This window comes from Bradyrhizobium sp. USDA 3650 (genome assembly GCF_054057395.1).
In genome coordinates, this window is record NZ_JBSRZG010000001.1 from 4,844,285 (window position 1) to 4,869,125 (window position 24,841).

A 24,841-nucleotide genomic window follows, 5' to 3' on the forward strand; every position below is an offset into this window, starting at 1 on the left:
GTGTCCCGGCCATCCACGCGCGACTGCGATTGAGGAACGACGTGGATGCCCGGGTCAAGCCCGGGCATGACGACGGAGAGAAGAGTGACAGCATGACCAATCTCGCCCCCACCGGCTTTCTCAGCATCGATGGCGCCAGTCTCGAGTACAAATGGCTGGCGCCGCAGAGTGCCGATGCACCCACCATCGTCATGCTGCATGAAGGCCTCGGCTCGGTCGGGCTCTGGGGTGACTTCCCGGAAAAGCTGCAGCAGGGGACCTCCGCCGGCATCTTTGCCTATTCGCGCGCGGGCTACGGCCAGTCGAGCAAGGTCGCGCTGCCGCGGCCGCTCGACTACATGCAGCGCGAGGCACTGGACGTGCTGCCGAAGATTCTCGATGCGATCGGCTTCAGGCGCGGCCTGCTGCTCGGCCATTCCGACGGAGCCTCGATCGCGACGATCTATGCGGGCGCGCATCAGGATCATCGCCTCAACGGCCTCATGCTGATCGCGCCGCATTTCATCGTCGAGGACATCTCGGTGAAGTCGATTGCGGACATCAAGACCACCTTCGAGACCACCGACCTGAAGTCAAAGCTCGCGCGCTGGCACACGGACGTCGACAACGCCTTCTACGGCTGGAACGCCGCCTGGCTCGATCCGAAATTCCGCGACTGGGATATCTCGGAATATCTCGCCTATATCCGCGTTCCTGTCCTGATCCTTCAAGGCGTGGACGACCAATACGGGACACTGCATCAGGCCGAGATCGCGCAGCAAGAATGCTATTGCCCGGTCGATTTGAAAGTCATGTCTGGCGCCGCGCATTCTCCGCACCGCGAAGCTCCGGCAGCGACGCTTGATGCGATTGAGCAATTTGCAGCAGCGGCCCTGCGCGAAGACATGCAACAAAATGCATGTGGTAGCCGTTAAGGACTAGACGCACGCAATAATATGCATTATTGTGCATCTAACGGTAAAACAAGACGAACTCAAGGGTGGCCCATGGCCGGGGAAGATCGGCGCCTCGCAGGCGGCGCGACATTCATCGATTTCCAGACCGAGCCGTCCCGCTACCGGCACTGGAAGCTCGCGGTCGACGGTGACGTCGCCACCCTGACCATGGACGTCGACGAGAATGGCGGCCTGTTCGAGGGCTATCTGCTCAAGCTCAATTCCTACGATCTCGGCGTCGACATCGAGCTTGCCGACGCGGTCCAGCGCCTGCGCTTCGAGCACCCCGAGGTGAAGGTCGTGGTGATGCGCTCGGCCAAGAACCGCGTGTTCTGCGCCGGCGCTAACATTCGCATGCTCGCGGGCTCGACGCATGCCCACAAGGTCAATTTCTGCAAGTTCACCAACGAGACCCGCAACGGCATGGAAGATTCGTCGGAGAATTCCGGCCAGCGCTTCATCACCGTCGTGAACGGCTCGGCCGCCGGCGGCGGCTATGAGCTCGCGCTCGCCACCGACTACATCATGCTCGCCGATGACGGCGCGTCCGCCGTCGCCTTGCCCGAAGTGCCGCTGCTCGCGGTGCTGCCGGGCACTGGCGGCCTCACGCGTGTGGTCGACAAGCGCAAAGTGCGCCGCGATCACGCCGATTTCTTCTGCACCATCGAAGAAGGCGTGAAGGGCAAGCGCGCCGTGCAATGGCGCCTGGTCGACGAGATCGCGCCGAACAGCAAGCTCGAAGGCGTGGTTGCCGAGCGCGCGAGAGAATTCGCCGACGCCTCCAAGCGCAAGGGCAGCGGCAAGGGCATCGCGCTGACGCCGCTCAAGCGCATCATCGATGAGACCAGCATCCGCTACGGCTTTGTCACCGTCGACATCGACCGCGCCGCCCGCATCGCCACGATCTCGATCAAGGCGCCTGAGGCCGCGCCGCCCGGCGACATCGACGGCATGATGGCGCAGGGTGTCGCGTTCTGGCCGCTCCAGGTTGCGCGCGAACTCGACGACGCCATCCTGCATCTGCGCATCAACGAGCTCGAGATCGCCATGCTGGTGTTCAAGAGCCATGGCGACCGCGCCCATGTGCTCGCCTGCGATGCCTTCCTCGAGGCCAACAAGGCGCACTGGCTGGTCAACGAGATCAGGCATTACTGGAAGCGCGTCTTGAAGCGCATCGACGTCACCTCGCGCACGCTGGTGACGCTGGTCGAGCCCGGCTCCTGCTTCGCAGGCACGCTCGCCGAGCTCGTCTTCGCCGCCGACCGCTCCTACATGCTGATCGGCACGCGCCAGGGTGACAACCGCCCGCCGCCGTCGATCGAACTGTCAGCGCTGAATTTCGGTCCGTATCCGATGAGCCACGGCCTGACGCGGCTTCAGTCGCGCTTCCAGGCCGATCCGGCCGATGTGGAACGCGCGGAAGCCACGATGGGCACGGCGCTGGACGCCGAGCAGGCCGAAGAGCTCGGTCTCGTCACCTTCGCGCTCGACGACATCGACTGGGACGACGAGGTCCGCGTGTTCCTGGAGGAACGCGCCAGCTTCTCGCCGGACAGCCTCACCGGCATGGAAGCCAACCTGCGCTTCGTCGGCCCCGAGACGATGGAATCGAAAATCTTCTCGCGCCTCACCGCGTGGCAGAACTGGATCTTCCAGCGCCCGAACGCGGTCGGCGAGGAAGGCGCGCTGCGCCGCTACGGCAGCGGCCAGAAGCCGAAATTCGATATGACGCGGGTGTAGAGGGCGAATGGGGAGTGGCGAATAGCGAATAGAGACGCCATTCGCCACTCGCTATTCGCGAGCCCACAATTCGATGCCCGCGATCTAATGAACTAGTCCCACACGGGAGGTCCTCCATGAACATCATGAACGTCGACTACTCGACCAAGATTCCGAACAACGTCAATCTGGCCGAAGACCGCCAAGTGCTCAAGGCGCTGGAAGGCTGGCATCCCGGCTACATGGACTGGTGGAAAGACATGGGGCCGGAAGGCTTCCAGGAATCGCTGGTGTACTTGCGCACCGCTTATTCGGTCGATCCGCGCGGCTGGGCCAAGTTCGACTATGTGCGGATGCCCGAGTATCGCTGGGGCATTCTCCTTGCTCCCCAGGAAGAGAACCGCGTCGTGCCGTTCGGCGAGCATTTTGGCGAGCCGGCCTGGCAGGAAGTCCCGGGTGAATATCGCGCGATGCTGCGCCGTCTGATCGTGATCCAGGGCGACACCGAGCCTGCCTCCGTCGAGCAGCAGCGCCACCTCGGCAAGACCGCGCCCTCGCTGTACGACATGCGCAATCTGTTCCAGGTCAATGTCGAGGAAGGCCGTCACCTCTGGGCGATGGTGTACCTGCTGCAAAAGTACTTTGGGCGCGACGGACGTGAAGAGGCTGACGATTTGTTGCGCCGCCGCTCGGGTGACGCCGACTCGCCACGCATGCTGGGCGCCTTCAACGAGGCGACGCCGGACTGGCTGTCCTTCTTCATGTTCACCTATTTCACCGACCGCGACGGCAAGATGCAGCTGCACTCGCTGGCGCAGTCCGGCTTCGATCCCTTGTCGCGCACCTGCCGCTTCATGCTGACGGAAGAAGCGCACCACATGTTCGTCGGCGAGACCGGCATCACGCGTGTCGTGCAGCGCACCTGCGATGCGATGCGGGAAGCCGGCATCACCGATCCCACCGACATCGCGAAGGTCCGCGCGCTCGGTGTGATCGACCTGCCGACCATCCAGAAGAAGCTGAACCTGCACTATACGCTGTCGCTCGATCTGTTTGGCTCGGAAGTCTCGACCAACGCGGCGAACGCCTTCAACACCGGCATCAAGGGGCGCTATCACGAGACCCAGATCGACGACGATCATCAGCTCAAGAACGCGACCTATCCGGTGCTGAAGTTCATCGATGGCGAGATCAAGCTGGTGGACGAGCCGGCGCTGACCGCGCTCAACATGCGCCTGCGCGACGATTACAGCCAGGATTGCGTCAAGGGCATGCTGCGCTGGAACAAGGTGATCTCGACCGCGGGCTACCTGTTTCAGCTCAAGCTGCCCAACGTCGCCTTCCACCGCCATATCGGCGAGTTCAAGAGCATCCACGCGACGCCGGATGGTCTGTTGATCGACGACGCAACCTGGGCGAAGCGCAAGGACGAATGGCTGCCCTCGACCGCCGACGGCGACTTCATCACCTCGCTGATGCAGCCCGTCACCGAGACCGGCCAGTTCGCCTCCTGGATCTCGCCGCCGAAAGTCGGCATCGACAACAAGCCCGGCGATTTCGAGTATGTGAGGATCGAATCGTAACTTCTTTACCTCTCCCCGCTTGCGGGGAGAGGTTGGATCGCCCTTGCGATCCGGGTGAGGGGGTACAGGTGCGGCGACAATCTCACGTGTGGAGAGAAGTCCCTCACCCCAACCCTCTCCCCGCAAGAGCGGGGCGAGGGAGCGCTCCGCTGACGCCGCGAGCAGCGCGATGCCTCAACTATCCCAGCCGCTCCCCTTGATTCCCGGGTTCGCATAGACAATGCCGCCGTCCACCGCGATGGTGGCGCCCACCACATAATCTCCCGCGCGCGAGGCGAGATAGATCGCAGCGCCCGCCATGTCCTCGTCGGTGCCGACGCGGCCCGCGGGCACGCGGGTCGAGACCTCGTCGGCATGATCGCGTGCGGCCCGGTTCATGTCGGATTTGAACGGGCCCGGTGCGATCGCGGTGACCACGACGTGGTCTCCGATCAGCTTCACGGCCATGCGCCGCGTCAAATGGATCAGCCCCGCCTTGCTCGCCGCGTAGGAATAGGTCTCGCCCGGATTGACGAAGATGCCGTCGATCGAGGCGATGTTGATCACTTTCGCCGGCCGCTCTGCTGATGCCGCCGCGCGCAACGTGGGCGCCAGCGCCTTGGTCAGGAAGAACGGTGCCTTGACGTTGAGATTCATCACCTTGTCCCAGCCGCTCTCCGGAAACTCGTCGAACTCCGCGCCCCAGGCCGCGCCCGCATTGTTGACGAGGATGTCGAGTTTGGGCTCGCGCTTGGCGAATTCGCTCGCGAGCAGCTCGGCGCCGGCCAGCGTCGAGAGGTCGATCGGCAGCGCGATGCATTCGCCGTCATATTGCGCGGAGAGCTCGTTCGCGGTGGCTTCGCAAGGACCAGCCTTGCGCGCGGTGATGTAGACCTTCGCGGCCCCTGCGCTGAGAAATCCCGCCGCGATCATCTTGCCGATGCCGCGCGAACCGCCGGTCACCAGCGCGACGCGGCCTTTGAGCGAGAACAGATCGTTGAACATGGTGCCTCCCTTGGTGTTTGGCGACGTTTTGAGCGCGGGTGGGGAGGGGAGTCAAGAAAGGCGCCGCATCGTCGTCTGGCTTTCGCCAGGACGACGTCTGAGTTCGGGCAGCGAAGACGGAGAGATTTAAGCCGCCGCGATCCTGCGGAAGCCGTTCCACATCGCGGTCGCGGCGCCCGAGGTCAGCACCGGCAGAATCCGCGTGTCCTGGTAATTGCCGTTGAGCGAGACCCGTGGCAGCGCGGTCATGTGGCCGGCGTTTTCGGCGAACAGCATGCCGGGTCGCGTCGTCACCGCGGTCTTGAAACCGGCGGATGCAGCGAGCGCGAATTCACGCTCGCCCGCCGCCTCCCGATCACCATAGGGATAGGCCAGATGCTGGACATTGCGGCCGAGCGCCTGCTCGATCCGCGCGCGGCTCACGGCCATCTCCTGCGTGGCGATCGCTTCGCTTTGCTTGGCGAGATTGCAATGGCTGACGGAATGCGCGCCGATGGTGACCAGGGGATCGGCAGCAAATGTCTTCACCTCGTCCCAGGACAGGCAGAGGCTGCGGCACAGCGCGGCCATGTCGACACCGTACTTCGTGCAGAGCGCCTCGATCTCGCGCTTGAGATCGTGCTCGCCGGGCAATGCGCGCAACCAGTCGTGCAGGCGGTCGAACGCCGCCTGCTTGGCGGCTGGCGTCGTCGCATCGAGCCGCAGCGCGGCATTGCCGATCGTCACCTCGATCTGCTCGGCCTTGGCGATCACGGCCTCCAGCGCCTCCCACCACAGCCGACCCGTGCCCTCCGCGAAGTCGCTGGCGACATAGACCGCCAAGGCCGCGTCAAATTCGCGCAGAACCGGCAGCGCAAAATCGAGATTGTCGCGATAGCCATCGTCGAGCGTGAAGGCGGCGAAGCGCCGGTCGAACCGGCGCTGCACCAGCCGCTCATGCAGCTCGTCCATGCTGACGATGTCGATCTCGCGCGAGCGCAGATGGCACAGTGTCGCGCGCAGGAATTCGGGTGTGACTTCGAGGTGCCGGTTCGGCTGAAACGCCGCGGCGCGGGCCGGCCGCACGTGATGCAGCATGAAAATGGCGCCGACGCCCGACAAAAGCGGGCGCAACAGGTGGTGGGCGCCGCTGAAATAGAGTGCTTCCAGCCCGGCGCGGATGACGTTGTTACGAAGTTGTTTCATGACCCGCTGGCGGACTTTGGCATTCCGCCTTCAACTTACGGAAGAACCCTTGAAGAAAAAGTTATTCCAATTGTCACGCCCGGCCTTCGGAAGGGCGTCATTTCCGGTTTGACAGCCCGCCAAGGGTTTGTTTTGTCTCCGGTTCCAGAGTTCGGGTCGTCGAATGCAGAAGCTTTTCAGGTGGGCCAGCAAATGGTGGCCGGGGCTCATCCCCCTGGCCGTCATGTGGGGATTTGCGGCCTGGAATAACACTTTGCCGGTCGAGGCGGACCTTTCCGCCCGCAGCTCGGCGGCGCTAAAGGATACCGTTCTGGACAAGACCCGGATCGCGGTGGACGGCCGCGACGTCAGCCTGGCTGCGGAGGCCTTTTCCGAGGAGGGGCGCCGCGACGCTGTTGTGGCGGTCGAGACCGTGCCCGGCGTGCGCCTGGTCGACGACCGGACCCGCCTCGTTCCCGAGGCAAAGCCCTTCGTCTGGAACGCCGAACGCGACGTGGTGCGGGTGACGCTGTCAGGCTCCGCGCCCCTGCCGTCGATGAAGGGCCGCCTGACCGAGGCGGCCCGCAAGGAGGTCGCCGGTACAGAGGTGGCCGATCAGATGGGTTTGGCGCGCGGCGCACCGCCGCGGTTCGAGGCGGCTGCGATGCTGCTGCTCGACCAGATCGGCAAGCTCAAGGACGGCAAGATCACGATCACGGACACCAAAGTCACGCTGTCGGGGATGGCGCGCGATCTCGGCGGCCGCGAAGCCGTCGCAGCGGCGCTCAAAAATCTGCCCGAGGGCTTTTCGATCGCCGCCAACGACGTCAAGGCGCCGCCTTACGTCTTCCAGGCCTACAAGGATCCGGTGGCCGCGACGGTGACGCTGACCGGCTATGTTCCCGACAACAATGTCCACGCCGCCATCGCCACCAGCGCGTCGCGGAAATTCTTCAACGAAAAGGTCGTCGACAATCTCAAGGCCAGCGTCGGCGCGCCCGGTGCCTTCAGCCCCGCCGTGGTCGCAGCGCTCGGCGCGCTGTCGCGACTGTCGACCGGCACACTCGTCGTGTCCGACCGCGAGGTGAAGCTGTCGGGCGATGCGCTCTATGAAGGTGCCGCCAACGACATCCGCGCAGGCCTTGGCAAGGACTTTCCGAAAAACTGGCAATACAAGCCGGAAATCACGGTGAAACCCGCAGCCGGCCCGGTCGACGGCACCGTGTGCCAGCAATTGTTCTCCGAGCTCTTGGCCAAAGCCAAGATTCGCTTCGCGGCGAAGCGCGCCGACATCGACCCGGATTCCGCCGGTATTCTCGATCATCTGATCGAGACGGCATTGCGATGTCCCACCACCAATATCGAGGTCGCCGGGCATACCGATGCCGACGGCGAGGATTCCTTCAACCAGGCACTCTCGGAGAAGCGCGCGCAGGCGGTGGTCGACTATCTGGTCAAGGCCGGCCTGCCTGCCAGCCGCTTCACCGCGGTCGGCTACGGCAGCACGCAGCCCGTCGCCGGCAACGACAGCGAAGACGCCAAGGCGCAGAACCGCCGCATCGAATTTCTGGTGAGGTGACGATGCCCTATCTCGTCTCGTTCCATCTGGGCTGGCTGATCGGCTCGCTGCTGCTCGGCTTCTGCATGGGCTGGATCTCGGTGGTCCAACGCGGCAACGGCACCTCGAAGGTGACGGCGCGCTGGCTCGCCGTGCTTGTTGCCGGCCTGGTCGCGGCCTCGCTCGCGCATGTGGTCCCCGGTCGCTTCGGCTACTGGCTCGACCTCGGCCTGATCATGTTCGCCTGCTACCTCGTCGGCGGCGCCATCGGCGCCTGGCTGCGCGACCGGGTGGTCTCGCGCAGCATGCCGCCTGCCGCTCTGTGATGTTGCCCTGCACCCTGACTGCGGACGTCAGGAGCGTGGCTGCGCGGCCTTCCCGGCCCATCGAAAACCGCGAACAAACGCGCCGGCCACCCCTCTTTCAACAGGCGGGGGCGACCCATAGATTGATTTCGGCTTAAGTCGTGACGGAACATTGTGCGGTGGAAATCATCAAAACTTCATGGCCTCTGCGCAGGATTGCCATGGAGATTCGCGTCAGTCTTGCCGCCGAAAGCGCCAAACCGTGCATCAGGAGCCCGCAACCCTGCCTAAAATATTGAAGGCACGAGTTTTTGTTCGAATTGCCGAATTCCACTCCGCCCTGAAACGCGCTAGTGGAGGGATAGCGGGTATGCGCGATGCCGGGACCGGCAGCGAGGGTTCGTCGGGTGCCTGCGTGTCGTCCGCCTGTTCGTCGGCCACCCTGGCCGCTGAAGCGTTGTTCGAGGTTTAGATGCTGGAAGCCATACGCAGGGCGATGTCGTTTCTGCGCCAGAAGCAAATCCTGCATAAGCTTGGAGTTGTGATCAGCGTCGCGGTCATCGGCATCGCTTGCTATGTGCTTTACCACATGCTGCGCGGCATCGATGTCAACGAGGTCCTCGAAGCGATCAAGAGCACCGAGCCGAGCCAGATTGCGCTGGCGGCTTTGTTCGTCGCCGCGGGCTATTTCACGCTGACCTTCTACGACCTGTTCGCCGTGCGCGCGATCGGCCATCCCCACGTGCCCTATCGGATCAACGCGCTCGCCGCCTTCACCAGCTATTCGATCGGCCACAATGTCGGCGCCAGCGTCTTCACTGGCGGCGCGGTGCGCTACCGCATCTATTCGGCCTATGGGCTGAACGCGATCGACGTCGCAAAAATCTGCTTCCTCGCCGGCCTGACCTTCTGGCTCGGCAACGCCGCGGTGCTGGGCCTCGGCATCTCCTATCATCCGGAGGCTGCGGCCTCGATCGACATGCTTCCGCCGTGGCTGAACCGGACGCTGGCGATGATGATCATCGTCGGGCTGGTTGCTTACGTGGTCTGGGTCTGGACCCAGCCGCGGATGGTTGGCCGCGGGCCTTGGACCGTGATGCTGCCGGGCGGCCCGCTGACCCTCCTCCAGATCGCGATCGGCATCATCGATCTCGGCTTCTGCGCGCTGGCGATGTACGTGCTGGTCCCGGACGAGCCCAATCTCGGCTTCGTGGTGGTCGCGGTGATCTTCGTCTCGGCCACGCTGCTTGGCTTTGCCAGCCATTCGCCCGGAGGCCTTGGCGTGTTCGACGCGGCCATGCTGGTCGGGCTCTGGCAGATGGACCGCGAGGAGCTGCTGGGTGGGATGCTGCTGTTCCGCGTCCTCTATTATCTGTCCCCATTCGTCATTTCTGTAATCTTGCTGACGTTTCGCGAAGTTATCATCGGCGCACGATCGAAACGCCTGCAGCAGGCGGCGCTCAAGCTCGACCCCGGCCCCGCACCTGAAGCCGCTTACGTGAGAAAGCGCAGCGACAGCGGCGCCTGACCGGCGCAAGGTCCTTTGGAGAAGCCCGCCCCGATGGCGATCGACGCCCCATCTTCTCCCTCCTCCCAGCCGTGGTCCGACCGGCTGCGGCACTCGACCGTCATCCTGATCGCCGCGGCGCTGGCACTGTCGGTGGTGGTCTCGCTGGGCGAATTGTCGGCACTGCATGCGATCGCGGTGTTGCTCTGCATCGCGGCCGCAGCGCTGATCCCGTGGCGCCTGCACGATACCGCCGCCTCGCGCGAAGAGACCCGCCGCGTCAACCCGGTCGAGAGCGCGGCGGTCGCCGCTGTTGTCGCCGGCATGCCAGATCCCGCGGTGCTGCTCGACCGCGCCGGCCGCGTCATCCATCTCAACGCCGCGGCCGCCCAGCTCGCGCCGGCGCTGCGCCGGAATGAGCTCGCCCAGTTCGCGCTGCGCTCGCCCGAGATCATCACGGCGTTGCGCGAGTCGATCGCGACCACCGAGCCGCGGCGCGCGACCTATCTCGACCATGTCCCGGTCGATCGCTGGATGGAGCTGACCATCACGCCGGTGCCGGTGCCGACCACCTTCGGCGGCGCCGACAAATGTATGCTGATGACCTTCCACGACCAGACGCCGCTGCGCCGGGTCGAGGAGATGCGGGCCGATTTCGTCGCCAATGCCAGTCACGAGCTGCGCACGCCGCTGGCCGCGCTGTCCGGCTTCATCGACACGCTCCAGGGCCAGGCCAAGGACGATCCCAAGGCGCGCGAGCGCTTCCTCGGCATCATGCACAACCAGGCCACCCGGATGGCCCCGCCTGATCGACGATCTGCTCTCGCTGTCGCGGGTGGAGCTGTCGGCCCATGTGCGGCCCGACACCCTGGTCGACCTGCTGCCGATCATCTTGCAGGTCGCCGACGGGCTCGAGCCGCTGGCCCGGGAACGCCAGGTCGAGGTCGAGACCCAGCTGCCCGAGACCCCGGTGCTGATCGCGGGCGACCGTGAGGAGCTGCTCCGCCTGTTCGAGAATTTGATCGAGAACGCGCTCAAATACGGCGCCTCGGGCGGTCGCGTCATCGTGTCGCTGACGTCCAGTTCCGCCCCTGATGGAACTCAGGAAATCCGGGTCCTGGTCCGGGATTTCGGCCCCGGCATCGCGCCGGAGCATTTGCCGCGGCTGACCGAGCGCTTCTACCGGGTCGATGTCGGCGACAGCCGCTCGCAGGGCGGCACCGGCCTCGGATTATCGCTGGTGAAACATATTGTTAACCGGCACCGCGGCCGGCTTCTGATCGAAAGCGTGCCCAAACAGGGCGCCACTTTCACCGCTTGTTTTCCCCAGGGCAAGCCTGCGGCTTTGAGCTAAACACCAGCATTTTCAAATGCTTAAGACTGTCATCCGACTGTCACCAAACCTTCGTAAAAGCTCAGCTGTCCACTCCTAAAGGAGCGGCACGGGGAGCGCGATCGGGCGCTGATGGCGCTTCGCTCCCCTGTATGGAGACCAGCATGAATTTCCTCAAAACACTCGTCGCTGCTGGCATCGTCGCCGCATCGACGACGGCGGCCTTTGCTGCCGACATCACGGGTGCCGGTGCCACGTTCCCGTTCCCGATCTATTCCAAATGGGCTGACGCCTACAAGAAGGAGACCGGCAACGGTCTGAACTACCAGTCGATCGGCTCCGGCGGCGGCATCAAGCAGATCCAGGCCAAGACCGTGACCTTCGGCGCCAGCGACGCGCCGCTCAAGGCCGAGCAGCTCGAGAAGGACGGCCTCGTCCAGTGGCCGATGGTGATGGGCGCCATCGTTCCCGTCGTCAACATCGAGGGCGTGAAGCCCGGTGAGATGGTGTTCGACGGCGAGACGCTGGCCAGCATCTATCTCGGCAAGATCACCAAATGGGACGACGCCGCGATCAAGAAGCTGAACCCGAACGTGAAGCTGCCCTCGGAGGCCATCACCGTGGTCCGCCGTTCGGACGGTTCGGGCACCACCTTCAACTTCACCAACTACCTCGCCAAGGCCAGCGCGGACTGGAAGAGCAAGGTCGGTGAAGGTACCGCCGTCGAGTGGCCGGTCGGTGTCGGCGCCAAGGGCAACGAAGGCGTGTCCGGCAATATCAGCCAGACCAAGAACTCGATCGGCTATGTCGAGTACGCCTATGCCAAGCAGAACAAGCTGACCTACACCGGTCTCGTCAACAAGGCCGGCAAGCCGGTGCAGCCCACCGTCGAAGCCTTCCAGGCGGCCGCCGCCAACGCCGACTGGGCCAAGGCTCCCGGCTACTACGTCATCCTGACCGACCAGCCCGGCGAGAAGTCCTGGCCGATCACGGCGGCGACCTTCATCCTCATGCACAAGGACGCCACCGACAAGGCGGCCTCGCAGGAAGCCATCAAGTTCTTCCGCTGGGCCTTCAAGAGCGGCGGCAAGGCGGCTGAAGAGCTCGACTACATCCCGATGCCGGACCCGGTCGTTCAGCTGATCGAGAAGACCTGGGCTGCCGAAATCAAGAGCTAGGCTCGCGACGCTCGTGCCCCGGATGCGTTGCGCCGCATCCGGGGCGCGGGACCAACAAAAAACGTATACTATTTGGTACAGGGGATCGGCGTGGCAGAGATGGCCGTTCAGAGCGATGTAATCGACGACGCCGGACCGTATGATCGCGCCAAGGCTTTGAGCGCGTTCAAGCTCGGGGACGTCACCTTCTACTGGATCACGCGGCTTTCCGCGATCTCGGTGCTTCTGATCCTCGGCGGCATCATCATTTCGCTGATCGTCGGCGCCTTCCCGGCGATGAAGGAATTCGGGATCTCGTTCCTGTGGACGCAGCGCTGGGCGCCGTCCGCCGATCCGCCGGTGCTCGGCGCGCTCGGGCCGATGTACGGCACGCTCGTCACCTCCTTCATCGCGATGCTGATCGCCATTCCCGTGGGTCTCGGCATTGCGATCTTCCTCACCGAGCTCTGCCCGCAATGGCTGCGCCGTCCGATCGGCATGGCGATCGAGCTGCTCGCCGGCATTCCCTCGATCATCTACGGCATGTGGGGCTTCTTCGTGTTGGGTCCGTTCCTCGCCAACACGTTCCAGCCCTTCATGATCAAGATCTTCGACGGTGTGCCCGTGCTGGGCGCGATCTTCGCAGGTCCGCCGTCCTATCTCAGCCTGTTCAATGCCGCGCTGATCCTCGCCATCATGGTGCTGCCCTTCATCACCTCGATCTCGGTCGACGTGTTCAAGACGGTGCCTCCGGTGCTGAAGGAAGCCGCCTACGGCGTCGGCTGCACCACCTGGGAAGTCGTCCGCAGCGTGGTGATCCCCTACACCCGCGTCGGCGTCATCGGCGGCGTCATGCTGGCGCTGGGCCGCGCGCTCGGCGAGACCATGGCGGTGACGTTCATCATCGGCAACTCGTTCCGGATCTCGTCGTCGATCTTCGCGCCGGGTACCACGATCTCGGCGGCGATCGCATCTGAGTTCGCCGAGAGCGACGGCCTGCACCAGTCCGGCCTGATCCTGCTCGGCCTCCTGCTGTTCGTGCTGACCTTCTTCGTGCTCGCGGCGGCGCGGCTGATGCTGATGCGGCTGGAAAAGAAGGCGGGGAACTAGCGCCATGAATCCGATCTACTCACGCCGCCGCCGCAAGGACATCGTCGTCCGCGGGCTCTGCATCGCCGCAACCGCCTTCGGCGTCACCTGGCTCGCGCTGATCCTGATTACGCTGCTCTACAATGGCGTAGCGGGACTCAATGTCCAGCTGTTCACCGAGAACACGCCGCCACCGGGATCGAACGAGGGCGGCCTGCTCAACGCCATCGTCGGCTCGCTGATCATGACCGTGATCGGCGTCGGCATCGGCGCGCCGCTCGGCATGTTCGCCGGCACCTATCTCGCCGAATACGGCCGCAATGACCGGTTGACCTCGGTGATCCGCTTCATCAACGACATCCTGCTCTCGGCGCCCTCGATCATCATCGGCCTGTTCATCTACGGCGCGGTGGTGGTGCCGATGCGCGGCTTCTCGGCGATCGCAGGCTCGCTCGCGCTCGCGGTCATCGTGATCCCGGTGGTGCTGCGCACGACCGAGGACATGCTGCTGCTGGTGCCGAACGCGTTGCGCGAGGCGGCCTCGGCGCTCGGCCTGCCGCGCTCGCTGGTGATCAAGCGGATCGCTTATCGGGCTGCCCGATCGGGTCTCATCACCGGCGTGCTGCTCGCGACCGCTCGCGTCGCCGGTGAAACCGCGCCGCTGCTGTTCACCGCGCTGTCGAACCAGTTCTTCAGCCTCGGCCTGAACAAGACGATGGCGAACCTGCCTGTCACCATCAACAACTTCGTGCAGAGCCCCTATGCCTACTGGAAGCAGTTGGCCTGGAGCGGAGCGCTGCTCATCACCCTGACCGTTCTTGCCCTGAATATTGGCGCGCGCATCCTTGGCGCCGAGAGGACCGCAAAATGAGTGATCTTTCCGTATCGATGAGCGCGTCCGGTGGCCTGCCGCACGCGCCGGTGCTGCCGGAGGCGCCGCCCAAGGTGACCGTACGCAACCTGAATTTCTATTACGGCGAGCACCACGCGCTGAAGAACATCAACCTGACGCTCGGCGCCAACCGTGTCACCGCGTTCATCGGCCCGTCGGGCTGCGGCAAGTCGACCCTGCTGCGCATCTTCAACCGGATGTACGACCTCTATCCCGGCCAGCGCGCCACCGGTCAGCTCATGCTCGATCAGACCAACATCCTCGACGGCAAGCTGGACCTCAATTTGCTGCGCGCCCGCGTCGGCATGGTGTTCCAGAAGCCGACGCCGTTCCCGATGACGATCTACGAGAACATCGCGTTCGGCATCCGTCTCTATGAGAAGATCTCGAAGTCCGAGATGGACGGCCGCGTCGAGAAGGCGCTGCGCGGCGGCGCGCTGTGGAACGAGGTCAAGGACAAGCTCAACGCCTCCGGCCTGTCGCTCTCCGGCGGCCAGCAGCAACGCCTCTGCATCGCCCGCACCGTCGCGGTGCGGCCCGAGGTGATCCTGTTCGACGAACCCTGTTCGGCGCTCGACCCGATCTCGACCGCCAAGGTCGAGGAGCTGATCCAGGAGCTGTCCGAGGATTACACGATCGCGATCGTCACCCACAACATGCAGCAGGCGGCGCGCGTCTCCGACAAGACCGCCTTCATGTATCTCGGCGAGCTGATCGAGTTCGACGACACCAGCAAGATCTTCACGTCGCCGACCGACCGGCGCACGCAGGATTACATCACCGGCCGGTTCGGCTAGGAGACGCGACATGGGTTCTGAACATACCGCAAAGGCCTTCGACACCGACCTCCAGGAACTCACGCGCCTGGTTGCCGAGATGGGCGGCATCGCCGAGCGCATGATCGTCGAGTCCGTCGACGCATTGATCCGCCGCGACGTCCCGCTCGGCCAGCGCGTCGTCGCCATCGACACCGAGCTCGACGCGCTGCAGAAGCGCATCGAGGAGCGCGCGGTGCTCACCATCGCACGTCGCCAGCCGATGGCGGTCGATCTGCGCGAGATCGTCGGCGCCATGCGCGTCGCGACCGATCTCGAGCGCATCGGCGACCTCGCCAAGAACATGGGCAAGCGCGTCGCGGCGCTGGAGACGGACTTCCATCCGCTCAAGCTGTTCCGCGGCCTCGAGCACATGACCGACCTCGTGCAGCAGCAGGTCAAGTCGGTGCTGGACGCTTATGCCGCGCATGATTTGCCGGCGGCGATGGCGGTGTGGAAGGGCGACGAGGAGGTCGACGCCATCTGCACCTCGCTGTTCCGCGAGCTCCTCACCTACATGATGGAGGATCCGCGCAACATCTCGTTCTGCATCCATCTGATGTTCTGCGCCAAGAACATCGAGCGGATCGGCGATCACGCCACCAACATCGCCGAGACCGTGTTCTACATGATCGAGGGCCAGGCGATCACCGACAAGCGGCCGAAGGGCGACATGACGACCTTTGCCAACACGGTACCGAACACCTGAAGACTTAAGGAGCGACGACCCGATGGGCGCACGCATTATGGTGGTTGAGGACGAGGAAGCCCTGACCGAGCTTCTCCGCTACAACCTCGAAGGCGACGGCTATGACGTCGAGACGGTGATGCGCGGCGACGACGCCGACACCCGCCTCAAGGAGCACATCCCCGACCTGATCGTGCTCGACTGGATGCTGCCGGGCCTGTCAGGCATTGAATTGTGCCGGCGGCTTCGCACCCGTCCCGAGACCAAGCAGCTCCCGATCATCATGCTCACCGCGCGCGGCGAGGAGAGCGAGCGGGTGCGGGGTCTTGCGACCGGCGCCGACGATTACATCGTCAAGCCGTTCTCGGTGCCGGAGCTGCTGGCGCGCGTGAAAGGCCTGCTGCGGCGCGCAAGCCCCGAGCGGCTCGCCACCGTCCTTGCTTTCGGCGACATCGAGCTCGACCGCGACAAGCGCCGCGTGGCACGCTCGGGCCGGCCGATCGATCTCGGTCCGACCGAATATCGCCTGCTGGAGTTCTTCCTGGAGCACCCGGGGCGGGTGTTCTCGCGCGAGCAGCTGCTCGACAGCGTCTGGGGCCGCGACATCTATATCGACGAGCGCACTGTCGACGTGCATATCGGCCGCCTGCGCAAGCTGCTCAATCTCGGGCGCGAGCAGGATCCGATCCGCACCGTCCGCGGCGCCGGTTACGCGCTGGATGATCGGTTTGCCAAGGCGGAGCAGGTGTAGGTTTCTGCGGTTAGGTTACTAACTGCCGTGACATGTCCGATGTCGTCCCGGCGAAGGCCGGGACCCATAACCACAGGGCGCGGTTTGGCGAAGACTCGGAGTTACCCTTTCGCACAACAACTAAGTGCTCGGAGTATGGGTCCCGGCCTTCGCCGGGACGACACTGCATTTATTGAGGCGCCGCGCGTGATGACTGATCGTGCGCTAGCTTACCGCGGACCCGGCTTCACCGGTGCGCGGCGCCGATCCGACGCCGGCTGGTACGCAACCCGCGAGTGCTGGGCGCAATAGGGCAGGCCGGACAGCGCCCGTCCACCGCAGAAGAAGAAGTCCGGGCTCGAGGGATCGCCGACCGGCCAGTGGCAGGTCGCCTCGTTCAATTCCAGCAGCGACAGCCGCTGGCTCATCGGCACCACGTTGTCGTAGGTGACCGGATCCGGCTCAGCCTCGACCTCGAAGGCCTGCGCCAGCGCGGTGTTGCCGCGCGAGATCGGGCGGCTCACCCGCATCATGTGCTGCGCGGGACGCGCCTTGCGCGGCCGCGGCGCTGCCGATGACGGGCTCTTGGCGCGGCCCGAAAGGCCGAGCCTGTGCACTTTGCCGATCACGGCATTGCGGGTCACATTGCCGAGCTCCGCCGCGATCTGGCTGGCCGAAAGTCCGGCCTCCCAGAGCTTTTTCAGCTGCTCGACGCGATCATCGGACCAGGTCAAAACCGTCATTGCACCCTTTCCCTCGCTGCGCGCCAGCCATCCTGGGGCCTCGCAGCGAATGCCTAAGCCTTCAAAAACCCGTGCCGTCAGAATCCCTTAAGGCTCGCCGGGCGCGTCTTGAACGCCCGAACGTTTACGCCGGTACATAAGGACTTAAAGATCAGAACCACTGCACGAGATGTCGTATCTGACAATCCAAACGCTACAATATGGCGTGACTCCCGCGCAAGAGTCCGCCGACTCGCTTCCACATGTTCCGTGGCTAAATCCCGCAAAATCGGCACCGCAAGACTACGGATTCAGCGTTTCGCGAGGCTTTCCGGGCGGCATTGACACCCGTTTCACCAGGCCTAAGATAGTCGCACGTGCCGCCCTCAAGAGGCGGCACGTTTCGTTTTCCGGGCCGGTCGATGGTGCGTTGCGCAATGCACGCTCACACCGTCCGCAACATTCAAGTGACCGTCATGACTAACAGCGCAGCGCCGCATTTGCTCCCCGTTTTCGCCAGGTCCGACCTCGGTTTCGAGCGTGGCGAAGGCTGCTGGCTGATCGCGACCAATGGCGAGCGCTATCTCGATTTCACCTCCGGGGTGGCGGTGAATGCGCTCGGCCATGCCCATCCGGCGCTGGTCGCGGCGTTGCAGGAGCAGGCCACGAAGCTCTGGCACATGTCGAACCTGTTCCAGAGCCCGGACGGCGAAAAGCTCGCCGCGCGCCTGTGCAATGAAAGTTTCGCGGACTTCGTGTTCTTCTGCAATTCCGGCGCCGAAGCGCTGGAATGCGTGATCAAGGTCGTGCGCCGTTATCACGCCGCGAAGGGCCATCCCGACCGCTATCGCATGATCACCTTCGAAGGCGCCTTCCATGGCCGCACCCTGGCGACGCTGGCCGCGACGGGTTCGGCAAAATATCTCGAAGGTTTCGGCCCCCCGATGGAGGGCTTCGACCAGGTTGCGCATGGCGATCTCGATGCGGTGAAAAAGGCGATCGGTCCGCAGACCGCCGGCATCCTGATCGAGCCGATCCAGGGCGAGGGCGGTGTGCGTTCGGCAACGCCCGCCTTCCTCAGGGCGTTGCGCCAGCTCTGCGACGAGAAGGGTCTGTTGCTCGCCTTCGACGAGGTGCAGACCGGCATGGGCCGCACCGGCGATCTGTTCGCATACCGCCGCCTTGGCGTCGAACCCGACGTGATGTCGCTGGCCAAGGCGCTCGGCGGCGGCTTCCCGATCGGCGCCTGCCTTGCGACCGCGGAAGCGGCGTCCGGCATGACGCCGGGCTCGCACGGTTCGACCTTCGGCGGCAATCCGCTCGCGATCTCGGCGGCGAACGCCGTGCTCGACGTCATGCTCAAGCCCGGCTTCTTCGACCACGTGCAGAGGATGTCGCTGCTGCTGAAGCAGAAGCTCGCCTCCGTGATCGACCGTCATAGCGATGTCGTCAGCGAAGTGCGCGGCGAGGGCCTCCTGATCGGCATCAAGGCCGTGGTGCCTTCGGGCGATCTCGTTGCCGCCTTGCGCGCAGAGAAGCTGCTCACGGTCGGCGCCGGCGACAATGTCGTGCGTTTCCTGCCGCCTTTGATCGTCACCGAAGCCGAGATCGAGGACAGCGTCGGGCGGCTCGAGCGCGCCTGCACGGCCTTGTCCGGCAACAAGCGGGCGGCAAGCTGATGAGCAAGTCGCCCGATAAAGCACCGAAGAAAACACCGAAGCACTTCCTCGACATCAACGAGCTGCCGCTGTCGGAGCTCAAGCGCATGCTGGCCGCGTCCACCGCGATGAAGGCGAAGCAGAAGGCGCATCAGCCGGTCAGGCCGCTCGAAGGCAAGACGCTGGCGATGATCTTCGAGCGCCCCTCGACGCGGACGCGGGTGTCGTTCGATGTCGCCATGCGCCAGCTCGGCGGCGAGCCCATCATGCTCACCGGCGCCGAGATGCAGCTCGGCCGCGGCGAGACCATCGCCGACACCGCGCGCGTGCTGTCGCGCTATGTCGACGCCATCATGATCCGCATCCTCAATCACGATGCCCTGCTGGAGCTCGCGGCGAACGCCACCGTGCCCGTCATCAACGGCCTGACGCGGCGCTCGCATCCCTGCCAGGTGATGGCCGACCTCATGACTTATGAGGAACATCGCGGCCCGATCGAGGGCAAGACCGTGGCCTGGACCGGTGACGACAACAACGTGCTGGCGTCCTGGGCGCACGCCGCCGAGCGCTTCAAGTTCCAGCTCAATGTCGCGACGCCTCCGGAGCTCGCGCCGAAAAAGGCGATGCGCGACTTCATCAAGGCGACCGGCGCGCCGATCATGCTCGGCACCGACGCCGAAGCCGCCGTGCGTGGGGCCGATTGTGTCGTGACCGACACCTGGGTGTCGATGGGCGACAAGGAAGGCGAGCACCGCCATAACGTGCTGAAGCCCTATCAGGTCAATGCCCAGCTGATGTCGCTGGCCAAGCCCGATGCGCTGTTCATGCACTGCCTGCCCGCCCATCGCGGCGAGGAGGTCACCGACGAGGTGATCGACGGTCCGCAATCCGTCGTGTTCGACGAGGCCGAAAACCGCCTGCACGCGCAGAAGGGCATTCTGGCCTGGTGCTTCGACGCGGTGAAGTAACGCGGGCCGGTGAAGTAGTTTTGGATCGTCGTCCTGGCGAAAGCCAGGACCCATTACCACCGGCAGTGGTTTGGCGAAGATCGGCAATTGCCATCCCATGCCGCGACTTCTCCCTGGGGTAATGGGTCCTGGCTTTCGCCAGGACGACACTGAATTTGCTGTATCGTGATCAAACCAGTGTCCAGATGGGCTGCTCCGAACCCCTTCCAATTCCGCCTTCCGACCCCAGATAAAGCGCCATGGTTTCCCAATCCCCTGACATGAAAACCGGACCCGAGGGCCCGGTTCGCGCGCCATCCGCGGTTCCCATCGATGACGCCGTGCTGCCCTACGAGGTCGACGCGCTCGACGTGCGCGGTCGGCTGGTGCGGCTTGGTCCGGCGCTCGACGAGATCCTGACCAAGCACGATTATCCGGCGCCGGTCGGCAAGCTGCTCGGCGAGGCCATCGTGCTGACCACGCTGCTCGGCTCGGCGCTGAAGTTCGAGGGCCGCTTCATCCTCCAGGCCCAGACCGACGGTCCGGTGTCGTTCCTGGTCGTGGACTATCAGGCGCCGGATCGCCTGCGCGCCTATGCGCGCTACGACGCTGCACGCCTCGGCGATGCAAAAGATTCCGGCGCGCTGCTGGGCCACGGCCATCTCGCCATGACCATCGACCAGGGTCCCGACATGAGCCGCTACCAGGGCCTGGTCGCGCTCGACGGCGGCAGCCTCGAAGACGCCGCTCACGAATATTTCCTGCGCTCCGAGCAGATCCCGACCCGTGTGCGTCTTGCCGTCGGCGAGGAATGGCGTTCGAATGACGGAGGCAAGCATCGCTGGCGTGCCGGCGGCATGCTGATGCAATTCCTGCCGAAGGCGCCCGAGCGCGCGCGGCAGGCCGATCTGCATCCCGGCGATGCGCCCGAAGGCGTTGAGGTGCATGCCGTCGCTGAAGACGATGCCTGGGTCGAGGCGCGCTCGCTGATCGAGACCGTCGAAGACGTCGAGCTGATCGATCCGGAGCTGTCCGGCGAGCGGCTGCTCTACCGCCTATTCCACGAACGCGGCGTGCGCGTGTTCAATCCGCTGCCCTTGAAGGCGCAGTGCTCCTGCTCGCGCGATGCGGTGGCATCGATGCTGAAGAGCTTTTCGTCCGACGACCGTGCCGCGATGGTCAAGGACGACAAGGTCGTCGTGACCTGCGAGTTCTGCAGCTCGGTGTACGAGTTCACACCGGATGAGGCGGGCGTGGAAGACGCGTAGCGCGGTGCTGTAGTGCCGGAGGGCGGGTAAAGCGAAGCGTGCCCACCATCTCAGACCCTAATTCAACACCCGCTTGTTGTCCGGGCTGTCCAGCGAGAACGTGGGCACGTCGATCTCGAAGCGTTCGCCGGTTGCGCTGACCATCTGATAGCGGCCGGTCATGAAGCCCGAGGCGGTCGTGAGCGGTACGCCGGAGGTGTATTCGAAGCGTTCGCCGGGGGCGAGCGTCGGCTGCTCGCCGACCACGCCCTCGCCCTTCACCTCCTGCTGCCGGCCGGTGGCGTCGGTGATGATCCAGTGCCGCGTCTTGAGCTGCACGGTCTCGTCGCCGGAATTGGTGATGACGATGGTGTAGGCCCAGAAATAACGGGAGCGGTCGGCCGACGACTGCTCCGGAACAAAGTTCGGCTCGACGGTCACTTCGATCTGGCGGGTCACGGCGCGGTACATGATTGCCATCATACCGAAAACCGCCCGGGAACCAAACGCCGGAGGCGGCCTTGGCGACATCGTCCCGCCTGAATTCGCAGGGAAGTACACGTCCAAGTGTAGGTCCAAACGTACTTGCATGTGATCCGGTGGCTTTGCGAGATGACGGCCGGACCGGTACACTCCTTGCCACGTCGCGATTTGCGGAAGGGTTTTTAGGCCCCCGATGACCATTGCCGACCAAGTGACGGGATCGACGATCGCGGGAACCGCCAAGCCTGTGGAGGTCAAATCCGCGGGGACGAAGCGGCGCGCGGCCGCGCCGGCCATTTCGCTGCCCGCCATCGGCGAGCGAGAGCTCCGGCTCGACCTGTTCCGCGGCCTCGCGCTGTGGCTGATCTTCATCGACCATTTGCCGCCGAGCCTTCTGACCTGGTTCACGATCCGCAATTACGGCTTCAGCGACGCCACCGAGATCTTCATCTTCATCTCCGGCTATACCGCCGCCTTCGTCTACGGTCGGGCGATGCTGGAGTCCGGCATCGTCGTCGCCACCGCGCGCATCCTGCGGCGCGTCTGGCAGATCTATGTCGCCCACGTCTTCCTGTTCACGATCTTCCTTGCCGAGATCTCCTACGTCGCGACCAGGTTCGAGAACCCGCTCTACACCGAAGAGATGGGTATCATGGATTTCCTCAAGCAGCCCGACGTCACGATCGTGCAGGCGCTGTTGCTGCGCTTCCGCCCCGTCAACATGGACGTGCTGCCGCTCTACATCGTGCTGATGCTGGCGCTGCCCTTGATCCTGTGGCTGATGAAATGGCGCCCCGACGTGACGCTCGGCCTCTCGGTCGGGCTCTACGCGGTGACCTGGGAATACGACCTCTATCTGTCGGCCTATCCGAACGGCTTCTGGGCCTTCAATCCCTTTGCCTGGCAATTGCTGTTCGTGTTCGGGGCATGGTGCGCGCTCGGGGGTGCGCGACGCATGTCGCACATTCTGGCATCGCGGGTGACAATGTGGATCGCGATCGCCTATCTGGTCGCGGCATTCTACGTGACGCTGACCTGGTATGTGCCGCAGCTCTCCCACTTCATGCCGAAGCGGCTCGAGCAGTGGATGTATCCGATCGACAAGGCCGACCTTGACGTGCTGCGCTTCACGCATTTCCTGGCGCTGGCCGCGCTCACCGTGCGCGTCCTGCCCCGGGACTGGCCGGGCCTGAAATCGCCCTGGCTGCGGCCGCTGATCCTGTGCGGCTCGCATTCCCTGGAGATATTCTGTCTCGGCGTCTTCCTCGCCTTTGCCGGCCATTTCATCCTGGCCGAAGTCTCGGGCGGCCCGGTCATGCATGCGCTAATTAGTCTCTCCGGAATCCTGATCATGTGGGCCATGGCCTGGCTGATTTCGTGGTACAAGCGGGTGGCTGACAAGAGCGGTTCGAAAACCAAAAGCGCCGTCGGCAGCGCCGATATGGCGGGAGGGGGCTGATGAAGGCGAAGGTTTTCCTGAGCCTGATCCTGCTGTGCGGTGGTCTCGCCGCGCCTCCGGCGCGTGCGGACGATGCTGCGCCTGCTGCTTCGGCGGCACCTGCTGCTTCAGCCGCGCCCGCAGCCTGCGAAGTGCCGTCCTATCTGCTCACCAGCGAAAGCCAGCTTCCCAAGGTCGCCGATGCCATCAAGGCCGGCAAACCGCTCGAAATCTTGGTCATCGGCAGCCGCTCGAGCACGATTCCGGCCTCCGAGGACGCCTCTTATCCGGCGCGGATGCAGGCTATTCTGAAGGACAAGCTGCCGCCGTCCGAGACTGTGCACGTCTCCGTAGAAATACAGAGCAAGAAGACGGCCGAGGAGGCGGCCGCCAGCTTCGTTAAGCTCATGGAAGCAAAAGCGCCTACTTTGGTCATCTGGCAGACCGGGACTGTCGATGCTATTCGAGCCATCGATCCCGATGATTTTCGCGGTGCGGTGACCGAAGGGGTTGTTGCGTTGCAAAAGGCAGGGGCTGACGTCGTCTTGATGAATTTGCAGTACAGTCCGCGTACCGAAACCATGATCTCGGTGCCGCCATACCTCGACAATATGCGGGTGGTGGCGCAGGAGCACGATATTCCGCTGTTCGATCGTTTCGCGATCATGCGGCAGTGGAATGACCAGGGGCAGTTCGACCTGTTCAGCCCGTCGCGCGGGCCTGAGTTGGCGAAACAGGTCCATGATTGCCTTGGCCGGGCGTTGGCACAGTTTGTGATCGACGCTGCCCATCTGGAGCCGGCCCAGCAGCAAAATTGAGGTCTAGCGTTAATGAGTTCTCTCCGCCCTTTTTGCCTGACGGCATGGCTGGCTGTGCCCGCAGCAGCGCTGCTGCTGTTGCTGAGTCCGGCCTCGCAGTCGCACGCGCAGACGCAGGCCGCGCAGGCAACGCCGGCCCCGCAGCAGTCGGCTAATCCGGCTCCCGCTTCACCGTCCCAAACCGCTGTCGCAGCGACGTCCCCCGAGCAGCGCGGCATCACTGCGCGCGCGATCGACAAGGTGAAGCAGGTCGCGAAGTCCGCCGGCGACGTCTTCAGCCGCGTGCCTTGCCTGTCGCCGAAGGGCGGCGCGAAGGCAATGGGCTCGCTCCCGCATGTCGCGGGCAAGCTCGTCGCCGGCCAGCCCGTCGTCATCGTCGCGTTCGGCTCGTCGTCGACCGCGGGATTCGGCGCGAGCTCGCCGGAGTTCAACTATCCCAATCGCCTTGCCGCGCAGCTGCACCGGCACTATCCGACCGCCGACATCACCGTCGTCAATGCCGGCGTCGGTGGCGAGGACGCGCCCGAGATGATGAAGCGCCTCCAGAAAGAGGTGATCGACGTGCATCCGGATCTGGTGATCTGGCAGGTCGGCACCAATGCCGTGCTGCGCAATCTCGATCCCGGCGATACCGCCAAGCTGGTCGAGGACGGCATCAGCCGCATCCAGGCTGCCGGCGGCACCGACGTCGTGCTGGTCGATCCGCAATATTCGCCCGCCGTCAACCAGCGCGCCGAGAGCGCCGGCAAGATGGTGAAGCTGCTCGGCAAGGTCGCCGAGCTCCGTCACGTCGGCATCTTCCCGCGCTTCGAGGTGATGCGCGACTGGCACGAGAAGCAATCGCTTCCGGTCGAGAGTTTCGTGATCGCCGACGGACTGCACATGAACGATTGGGGCTATGCCTGCTTCGCCCAGCTCCTCGGCGACGACATCATCCGCTCCGTCGGCCAGATCAAGCTCGGCGTGAACGTGCCCGCGGACGTGCGGACGTACCGGCCGATGTGAGCATCGGTGCGTAGGGTGGGCAAAGGCGCGCTCTTCGCGCGCCGTGACCACCATCTATCGGCAC

22 protein-coding genes and 1 pseudogene are annotated in these 24,841 nt (G+C 64.4%); 19 read left to right on the top strand and 4 right to left on the bottom strand.

What is annotated here, in order from left to right; all coding sequences use genetic code 11:
• Positions 1 to 92: 92 nt before the first annotated feature.
• From ACVIN2_RS22520 to boxB, 3 genes are all read left to right on the top strand, one after another.
• A complete protein-coding gene (locus tag ACVIN2_RS22520) occupies positions 93 to 914 on the top strand; it encodes an alpha/beta fold hydrolase (RefSeq protein ID WP_456767217.1) in 822 nt (273 codons plus the stop codon).
• Positions 915 to 986: 72 nt separating this feature from the next.
• Positions 987 to 2,675, top strand: a complete 1,689-nt coding sequence (gene boxC, locus ACVIN2_RS22525; RefSeq protein ID WP_456767218.1) for a 2,3-epoxybenzoyl-CoA dihydrolase — start codon at positions 987 to 989, stop codon at positions 2,673 to 2,675.
• A 125-nt stretch (positions 2,676 to 2,800) separates the two neighbouring features.
• Positions 2,801 to 4,237 carry a benzoyl-CoA 2,3-epoxidase subunit BoxB gene (gene boxB / locus ACVIN2_RS22530; RefSeq protein WP_456769781.1) on the top strand — a complete coding sequence of 479 codons (1,437 nt, stop codon included), beginning with the start codon at positions 2,801 to 2,803 and terminating at the stop codon, positions 4,235 to 4,237.
• A 174-nt stretch (positions 4,238 to 4,411) separates the two neighbouring features.
• Here boxB and ACVIN2_RS22535 read toward each other — a convergent pair whose 3' ends face one another.
• The gene (locus ACVIN2_RS22535) at positions 4,412 to 5,221 is read right to left on the bottom strand and encodes an SDR family oxidoreductase (protein WP_456767219.1); all 810 of its coding nucleotides are present in this window, start codon (positions 5,219 to 5,221) and stop codon (positions 4,412 to 4,414) included.
• A gap of 126 nt (positions 5,222 to 5,347) precedes the next feature.
• Entirely contained in the window at positions 5,348 to 6,406 is a 1,059-nt protein-coding gene (locus ACVIN2_RS22540) for a polysaccharide deacetylase family protein (RefSeq protein WP_456767220.1), read from the bottom strand.
• 163 nt (positions 6,407 to 6,569) lie between these two features.
• On the opposite strand from ACVIN2_RS22540, the gene ACVIN2_RS22545 reads away from it, so the two are divergent.
• The 10 genes and pseudogenes from ACVIN2_RS22545 to phoB all read left to right on the top strand — a co-directional run bounded on the left by ACVIN2_RS22545 (position 6,570) and on the right by phoB (position 16,480).
• Complete coding sequence (locus ACVIN2_RS22545) at positions 6,570 to 7,964, top strand: OmpA family protein (RefSeq protein ID WP_456767221.1); 1,395 nt, start codon at positions 6,570 to 6,572, stop codon at positions 7,962 to 7,964.
• A 2-nt stretch (positions 7,965 to 7,966) separates the two neighbouring features.
• A complete protein-coding gene (locus tag ACVIN2_RS22550; RefSeq protein WP_456767222.1) occupies positions 7,967 to 8,269 on the top strand; it encodes a hypothetical protein in 303 nt (100 codons plus the stop codon).
• A gap of 451 nt (positions 8,270 to 8,720) precedes the next feature.
• Positions 8,721 to 9,776 carry a UPF0104 family protein gene (locus ACVIN2_RS22555; protein ID WP_456767223.1) on the top strand — a complete coding sequence of 352 codons (1,056 nt, stop codon included), beginning with the start codon at positions 8,721 to 8,723 and terminating at the stop codon, positions 9,774 to 9,776.
• 33 nt (positions 9,777 to 9,809) lie between these two features.
• A pseudogene (locus ACVIN2_RS22560) lies at positions 9,810 to 11,109 on the top strand (ATP-binding protein).
• A 143-nt stretch (positions 11,110 to 11,252) separates the two neighbouring features.
• Positions 11,253 to 12,266 (top strand): phosphate ABC transporter substrate-binding protein PstS, encoded by a 1,014-nt coding sequence (pstS, locus tag ACVIN2_RS22565; protein ID WP_456767224.1) that lies wholly within the window; start codon positions 11,253 to 11,255, stop codon positions 12,264 to 12,266.
• Between the two features lie 99 nt (positions 12,267 to 12,365).
• Entirely contained in the window at positions 12,366 to 13,355 is a 990-nt protein-coding gene (gene pstC, locus ACVIN2_RS22570) for a phosphate ABC transporter permease subunit PstC (RefSeq protein WP_027565897.1), read from the top strand.
• A 4-nt stretch (positions 13,356 to 13,359) separates the two neighbouring features.
• Positions 13,360 to 14,205: a phosphate ABC transporter permease PstA gene (pstA, locus tag ACVIN2_RS22575; protein ID WP_106941291.1), complete on the top strand. Its 846-nt coding sequence runs from the start codon at positions 13,360 to 13,362 to the stop codon at positions 14,203 to 14,205.
• Positions 14,202 to 15,023, top strand: a complete 822-nt coding sequence (pstB, locus tag ACVIN2_RS22580; protein WP_456767225.1) for a phosphate ABC transporter ATP-binding protein PstB — start codon at positions 14,202 to 14,204, stop codon at positions 15,021 to 15,023. Before pstA ends, pstB begins: the two co-directional genes overlap by 4 nt.
• 10 nt (positions 15,024 to 15,033) lie before the next feature.
• Complete coding sequence (phoU, locus tag ACVIN2_RS22585; RefSeq protein ID WP_018456067.1) at positions 15,034 to 15,750, top strand: phosphate signaling complex protein PhoU; 717 nt, start codon at positions 15,034 to 15,036, stop codon at positions 15,748 to 15,750.
• A gap of 22 nt (positions 15,751 to 15,772) precedes the next feature.
• On the top strand, positions 15,773 to 16,480 hold the full coding sequence (gene phoB, locus ACVIN2_RS22590) for a phosphate regulon transcriptional regulator PhoB (RefSeq protein ID WP_007597871.1): 708 nt from the start codon (positions 15,773 to 15,775) through the stop codon (positions 16,478 to 16,480).
• Between the two features lie 209 nt (positions 16,481 to 16,689).
• On the opposite strand, the gene ACVIN2_RS22595 is transcribed toward phoB, so the two are convergent.
• Entirely contained in the window at positions 16,690 to 17,202 is a 513-nt protein-coding gene (locus ACVIN2_RS22595) for a GcrA family cell cycle regulator (RefSeq protein WP_007597869.1), read from the bottom strand.
• 455 nt (positions 17,203 to 17,657) lie between these two features.
• Here ACVIN2_RS22595 and ACVIN2_RS22600 point away from each other — a divergent pair, with 455 nt between their 5' ends.
• The 3 genes from ACVIN2_RS22600 to ACVIN2_RS22610 all read left to right on the top strand — a co-directional run bounded on the left by ACVIN2_RS22600 (position 17,658) and on the right by ACVIN2_RS22610 (position 21,054).
• Positions 17,658 to 18,860 (top strand): acetylornithine transaminase, encoded by a 1,203-nt coding sequence (locus ACVIN2_RS22600; protein ID WP_456767226.1) that lies wholly within the window; start codon positions 17,658 to 17,660, stop codon positions 18,858 to 18,860.
• Complete coding sequence (gene argF / locus ACVIN2_RS22605) at positions 18,860 to 19,807, top strand: ornithine carbamoyltransferase (protein ID WP_456767227.1); 948 nt, start codon at positions 18,860 to 18,862, stop codon at positions 19,805 to 19,807. Before ACVIN2_RS22600 ends, argF begins: the two co-directional genes overlap by 1 nt.
• Positions 19,808 to 20,046: 239 nt before the next feature.
• Positions 20,047 to 21,054, top strand: a complete 1,008-nt coding sequence (locus ACVIN2_RS22610; RefSeq protein WP_027514423.1) for an Hsp33 family molecular chaperone — start codon at positions 20,047 to 20,049, stop codon at positions 21,052 to 21,054.
• A 57-nt stretch (positions 21,055 to 21,111) separates the two neighbouring features.
• Here the strand turns inward: ACVIN2_RS22610 and apaG are convergent, their stop codons facing one another.
• Positions 21,112 to 21,504 (bottom strand): Co2+/Mg2+ efflux protein ApaG, encoded by a 393-nt coding sequence (gene apaG, locus ACVIN2_RS22615; RefSeq protein ID WP_027514422.1) that lies wholly within the window; start codon positions 21,502 to 21,504, stop codon positions 21,112 to 21,114.
• A gap of 205 nt (positions 21,505 to 21,709) precedes the next feature.
• Between apaG and ACVIN2_RS22620 the strand changes: the two genes are divergently transcribed.
• The 3 genes from ACVIN2_RS22620 to ACVIN2_RS22630 are packed head-to-tail and all read left to right on the top strand — an operon-like array spanning position 21,710 to position 24,777.
• On the top strand, positions 21,710 to 22,975 hold the full coding sequence (locus ACVIN2_RS22620; RefSeq protein ID WP_456767228.1) for an OpgC domain-containing protein: 1,266 nt from the start codon (positions 21,710 to 21,712) through the stop codon (positions 22,973 to 22,975).
• Positions 22,975 to 23,772, top strand: a complete 798-nt coding sequence (locus tag ACVIN2_RS22625; RefSeq protein WP_456767229.1) for an SGNH/GDSL hydrolase family protein — start codon at positions 22,975 to 22,977, stop codon at positions 23,770 to 23,772. The genes ACVIN2_RS22620 and ACVIN2_RS22625 overlap by 1 nt, the downstream gene beginning before the upstream one ends.
• Positions 23,773 to 23,784: 12 nt before the next feature.
• Positions 23,785 to 24,777: an SGNH/GDSL hydrolase family protein gene (locus tag ACVIN2_RS22630; RefSeq protein ID WP_456767230.1), complete on the top strand. Its 993-nt coding sequence runs from the start codon at positions 23,785 to 23,787 to the stop codon at positions 24,775 to 24,777.
• Positions 24,778 to 24,841 lie beyond the last annotated feature (64 nt).

Excerpts from the sequence above, each read along its gene's own strand:
- argF (WP_456767227.1), top strand. The coding sequence starts at position 18,860 with ATGAGCAAGTCGCCCGATAAAGCACCGAAGAAAACACCGAAGCACTTC.
- pstB (WP_456767225.1), top strand. The coding sequence starts at position 14,202 with ATGAGTGATCTTTCCGTATCGATGAGCGCGTCCGGTGGCCTGCCGCAC.
- pstC (WP_027565897.1), top strand. The coding sequence starts at position 12,366 with ATGGCCGTTCAGAGCGATGTAATCGACGACGCCGGACCGTATGATCGC.
- boxB (WP_456769781.1), top strand. The coding sequence starts at position 2,801 with ATGAACGTCGACTACTCGACCAAGATTCCGAACAACGTCAATCTGGCC.
- apaG (WP_027514422.1), bottom strand. The coding sequence starts at position 21,504 with ATGTACCGCGCCGTGACCCGCCAGATCGAAGTGACCGTCGAGCCGAAC.
- pstA (WP_106941291.1), top strand. The coding sequence starts at position 13,360 with ATGAATCCGATCTACTCACGCCGCCGCCGCAAGGACATCGTCGTCCGC.
- ACVIN2_RS22540 (WP_456767220.1), bottom strand. The coding sequence starts at position 6,406 with ATGAAACAACTTCGTAACAACGTCATCCGCGCCGGGCTGGAAGCACTC.
- ACVIN2_RS22520 (WP_456767217.1), top strand. The coding sequence starts at position 93 with ATGACCAATCTCGCCCCCACCGGCTTTCTCAGCATCGATGGCGCCAGT.
- phoB (WP_007597871.1), top strand. The coding sequence starts at position 15,773 with ATGGGCGCACGCATTATGGTGGTTGAGGACGAGGAAGCCCTGACCGAG.
- ACVIN2_RS22610 (WP_027514423.1), top strand. The coding sequence starts at position 20,047 with ATGGTTTCCCAATCCCCTGACATGAAAACCGGACCCGAGGGCCCGGTT.
- ACVIN2_RS22625 (WP_456767229.1), top strand. The coding sequence starts at position 22,975 with ATGAAGGCGAAGGTTTTCCTGAGCCTGATCCTGCTGTGCGGTGGTCTC.
- ACVIN2_RS22595 (WP_007597869.1), bottom strand. The coding sequence starts at position 17,202 with ATGACGGTTTTGACCTGGTCCGATGATCGCGTCGAGCAGCTGAAAAAG.
- ACVIN2_RS22620 (WP_456767228.1), top strand. The coding sequence starts at position 21,710 with ATGACCATTGCCGACCAAGTGACGGGATCGACGATCGCGGGAACCGCC.
- phoU (WP_018456067.1), top strand. The coding sequence starts at position 15,034 with ATGGGTTCTGAACATACCGCAAAGGCCTTCGACACCGACCTCCAGGAA.
- boxC (WP_456767218.1), top strand. The coding sequence starts at position 987 with ATGGCCGGGGAAGATCGGCGCCTCGCAGGCGGCGCGACATTCATCGAT.
- ACVIN2_RS22545 (WP_456767221.1), top strand. The coding sequence starts at position 6,570 with ATGCAGAAGCTTTTCAGGTGGGCCAGCAAATGGTGGCCGGGGCTCATC.
- ACVIN2_RS22535 (WP_456767219.1), bottom strand. The coding sequence starts at position 5,221 with ATGTTCAACGATCTGTTCTCGCTCAAAGGCCGCGTCGCGCTGGTGACC.
- ACVIN2_RS22550 (WP_456767222.1), top strand. The coding sequence starts at position 7,967 with ATGCCCTATCTCGTCTCGTTCCATCTGGGCTGGCTGATCGGCTCGCTG.
- ACVIN2_RS22600 (WP_456767226.1), top strand. The coding sequence starts at position 17,658 with ATGACTAACAGCGCAGCGCCGCATTTGCTCCCCGTTTTCGCCAGGTCC.
- ACVIN2_RS22555 (WP_456767223.1), top strand. The coding sequence starts at position 8,721 with ATGCTGGAAGCCATACGCAGGGCGATGTCGTTTCTGCGCCAGAAGCAA.
- ACVIN2_RS22630 (WP_456767230.1), top strand. The coding sequence starts at position 23,785 with ATGAGTTCTCTCCGCCCTTTTTGCCTGACGGCATGGCTGGCTGTGCCC.
- pstS (WP_456767224.1), top strand. The coding sequence starts at position 11,253 with ATGAATTTCCTCAAAACACTCGTCGCTGCTGGCATCGTCGCCGCATCG.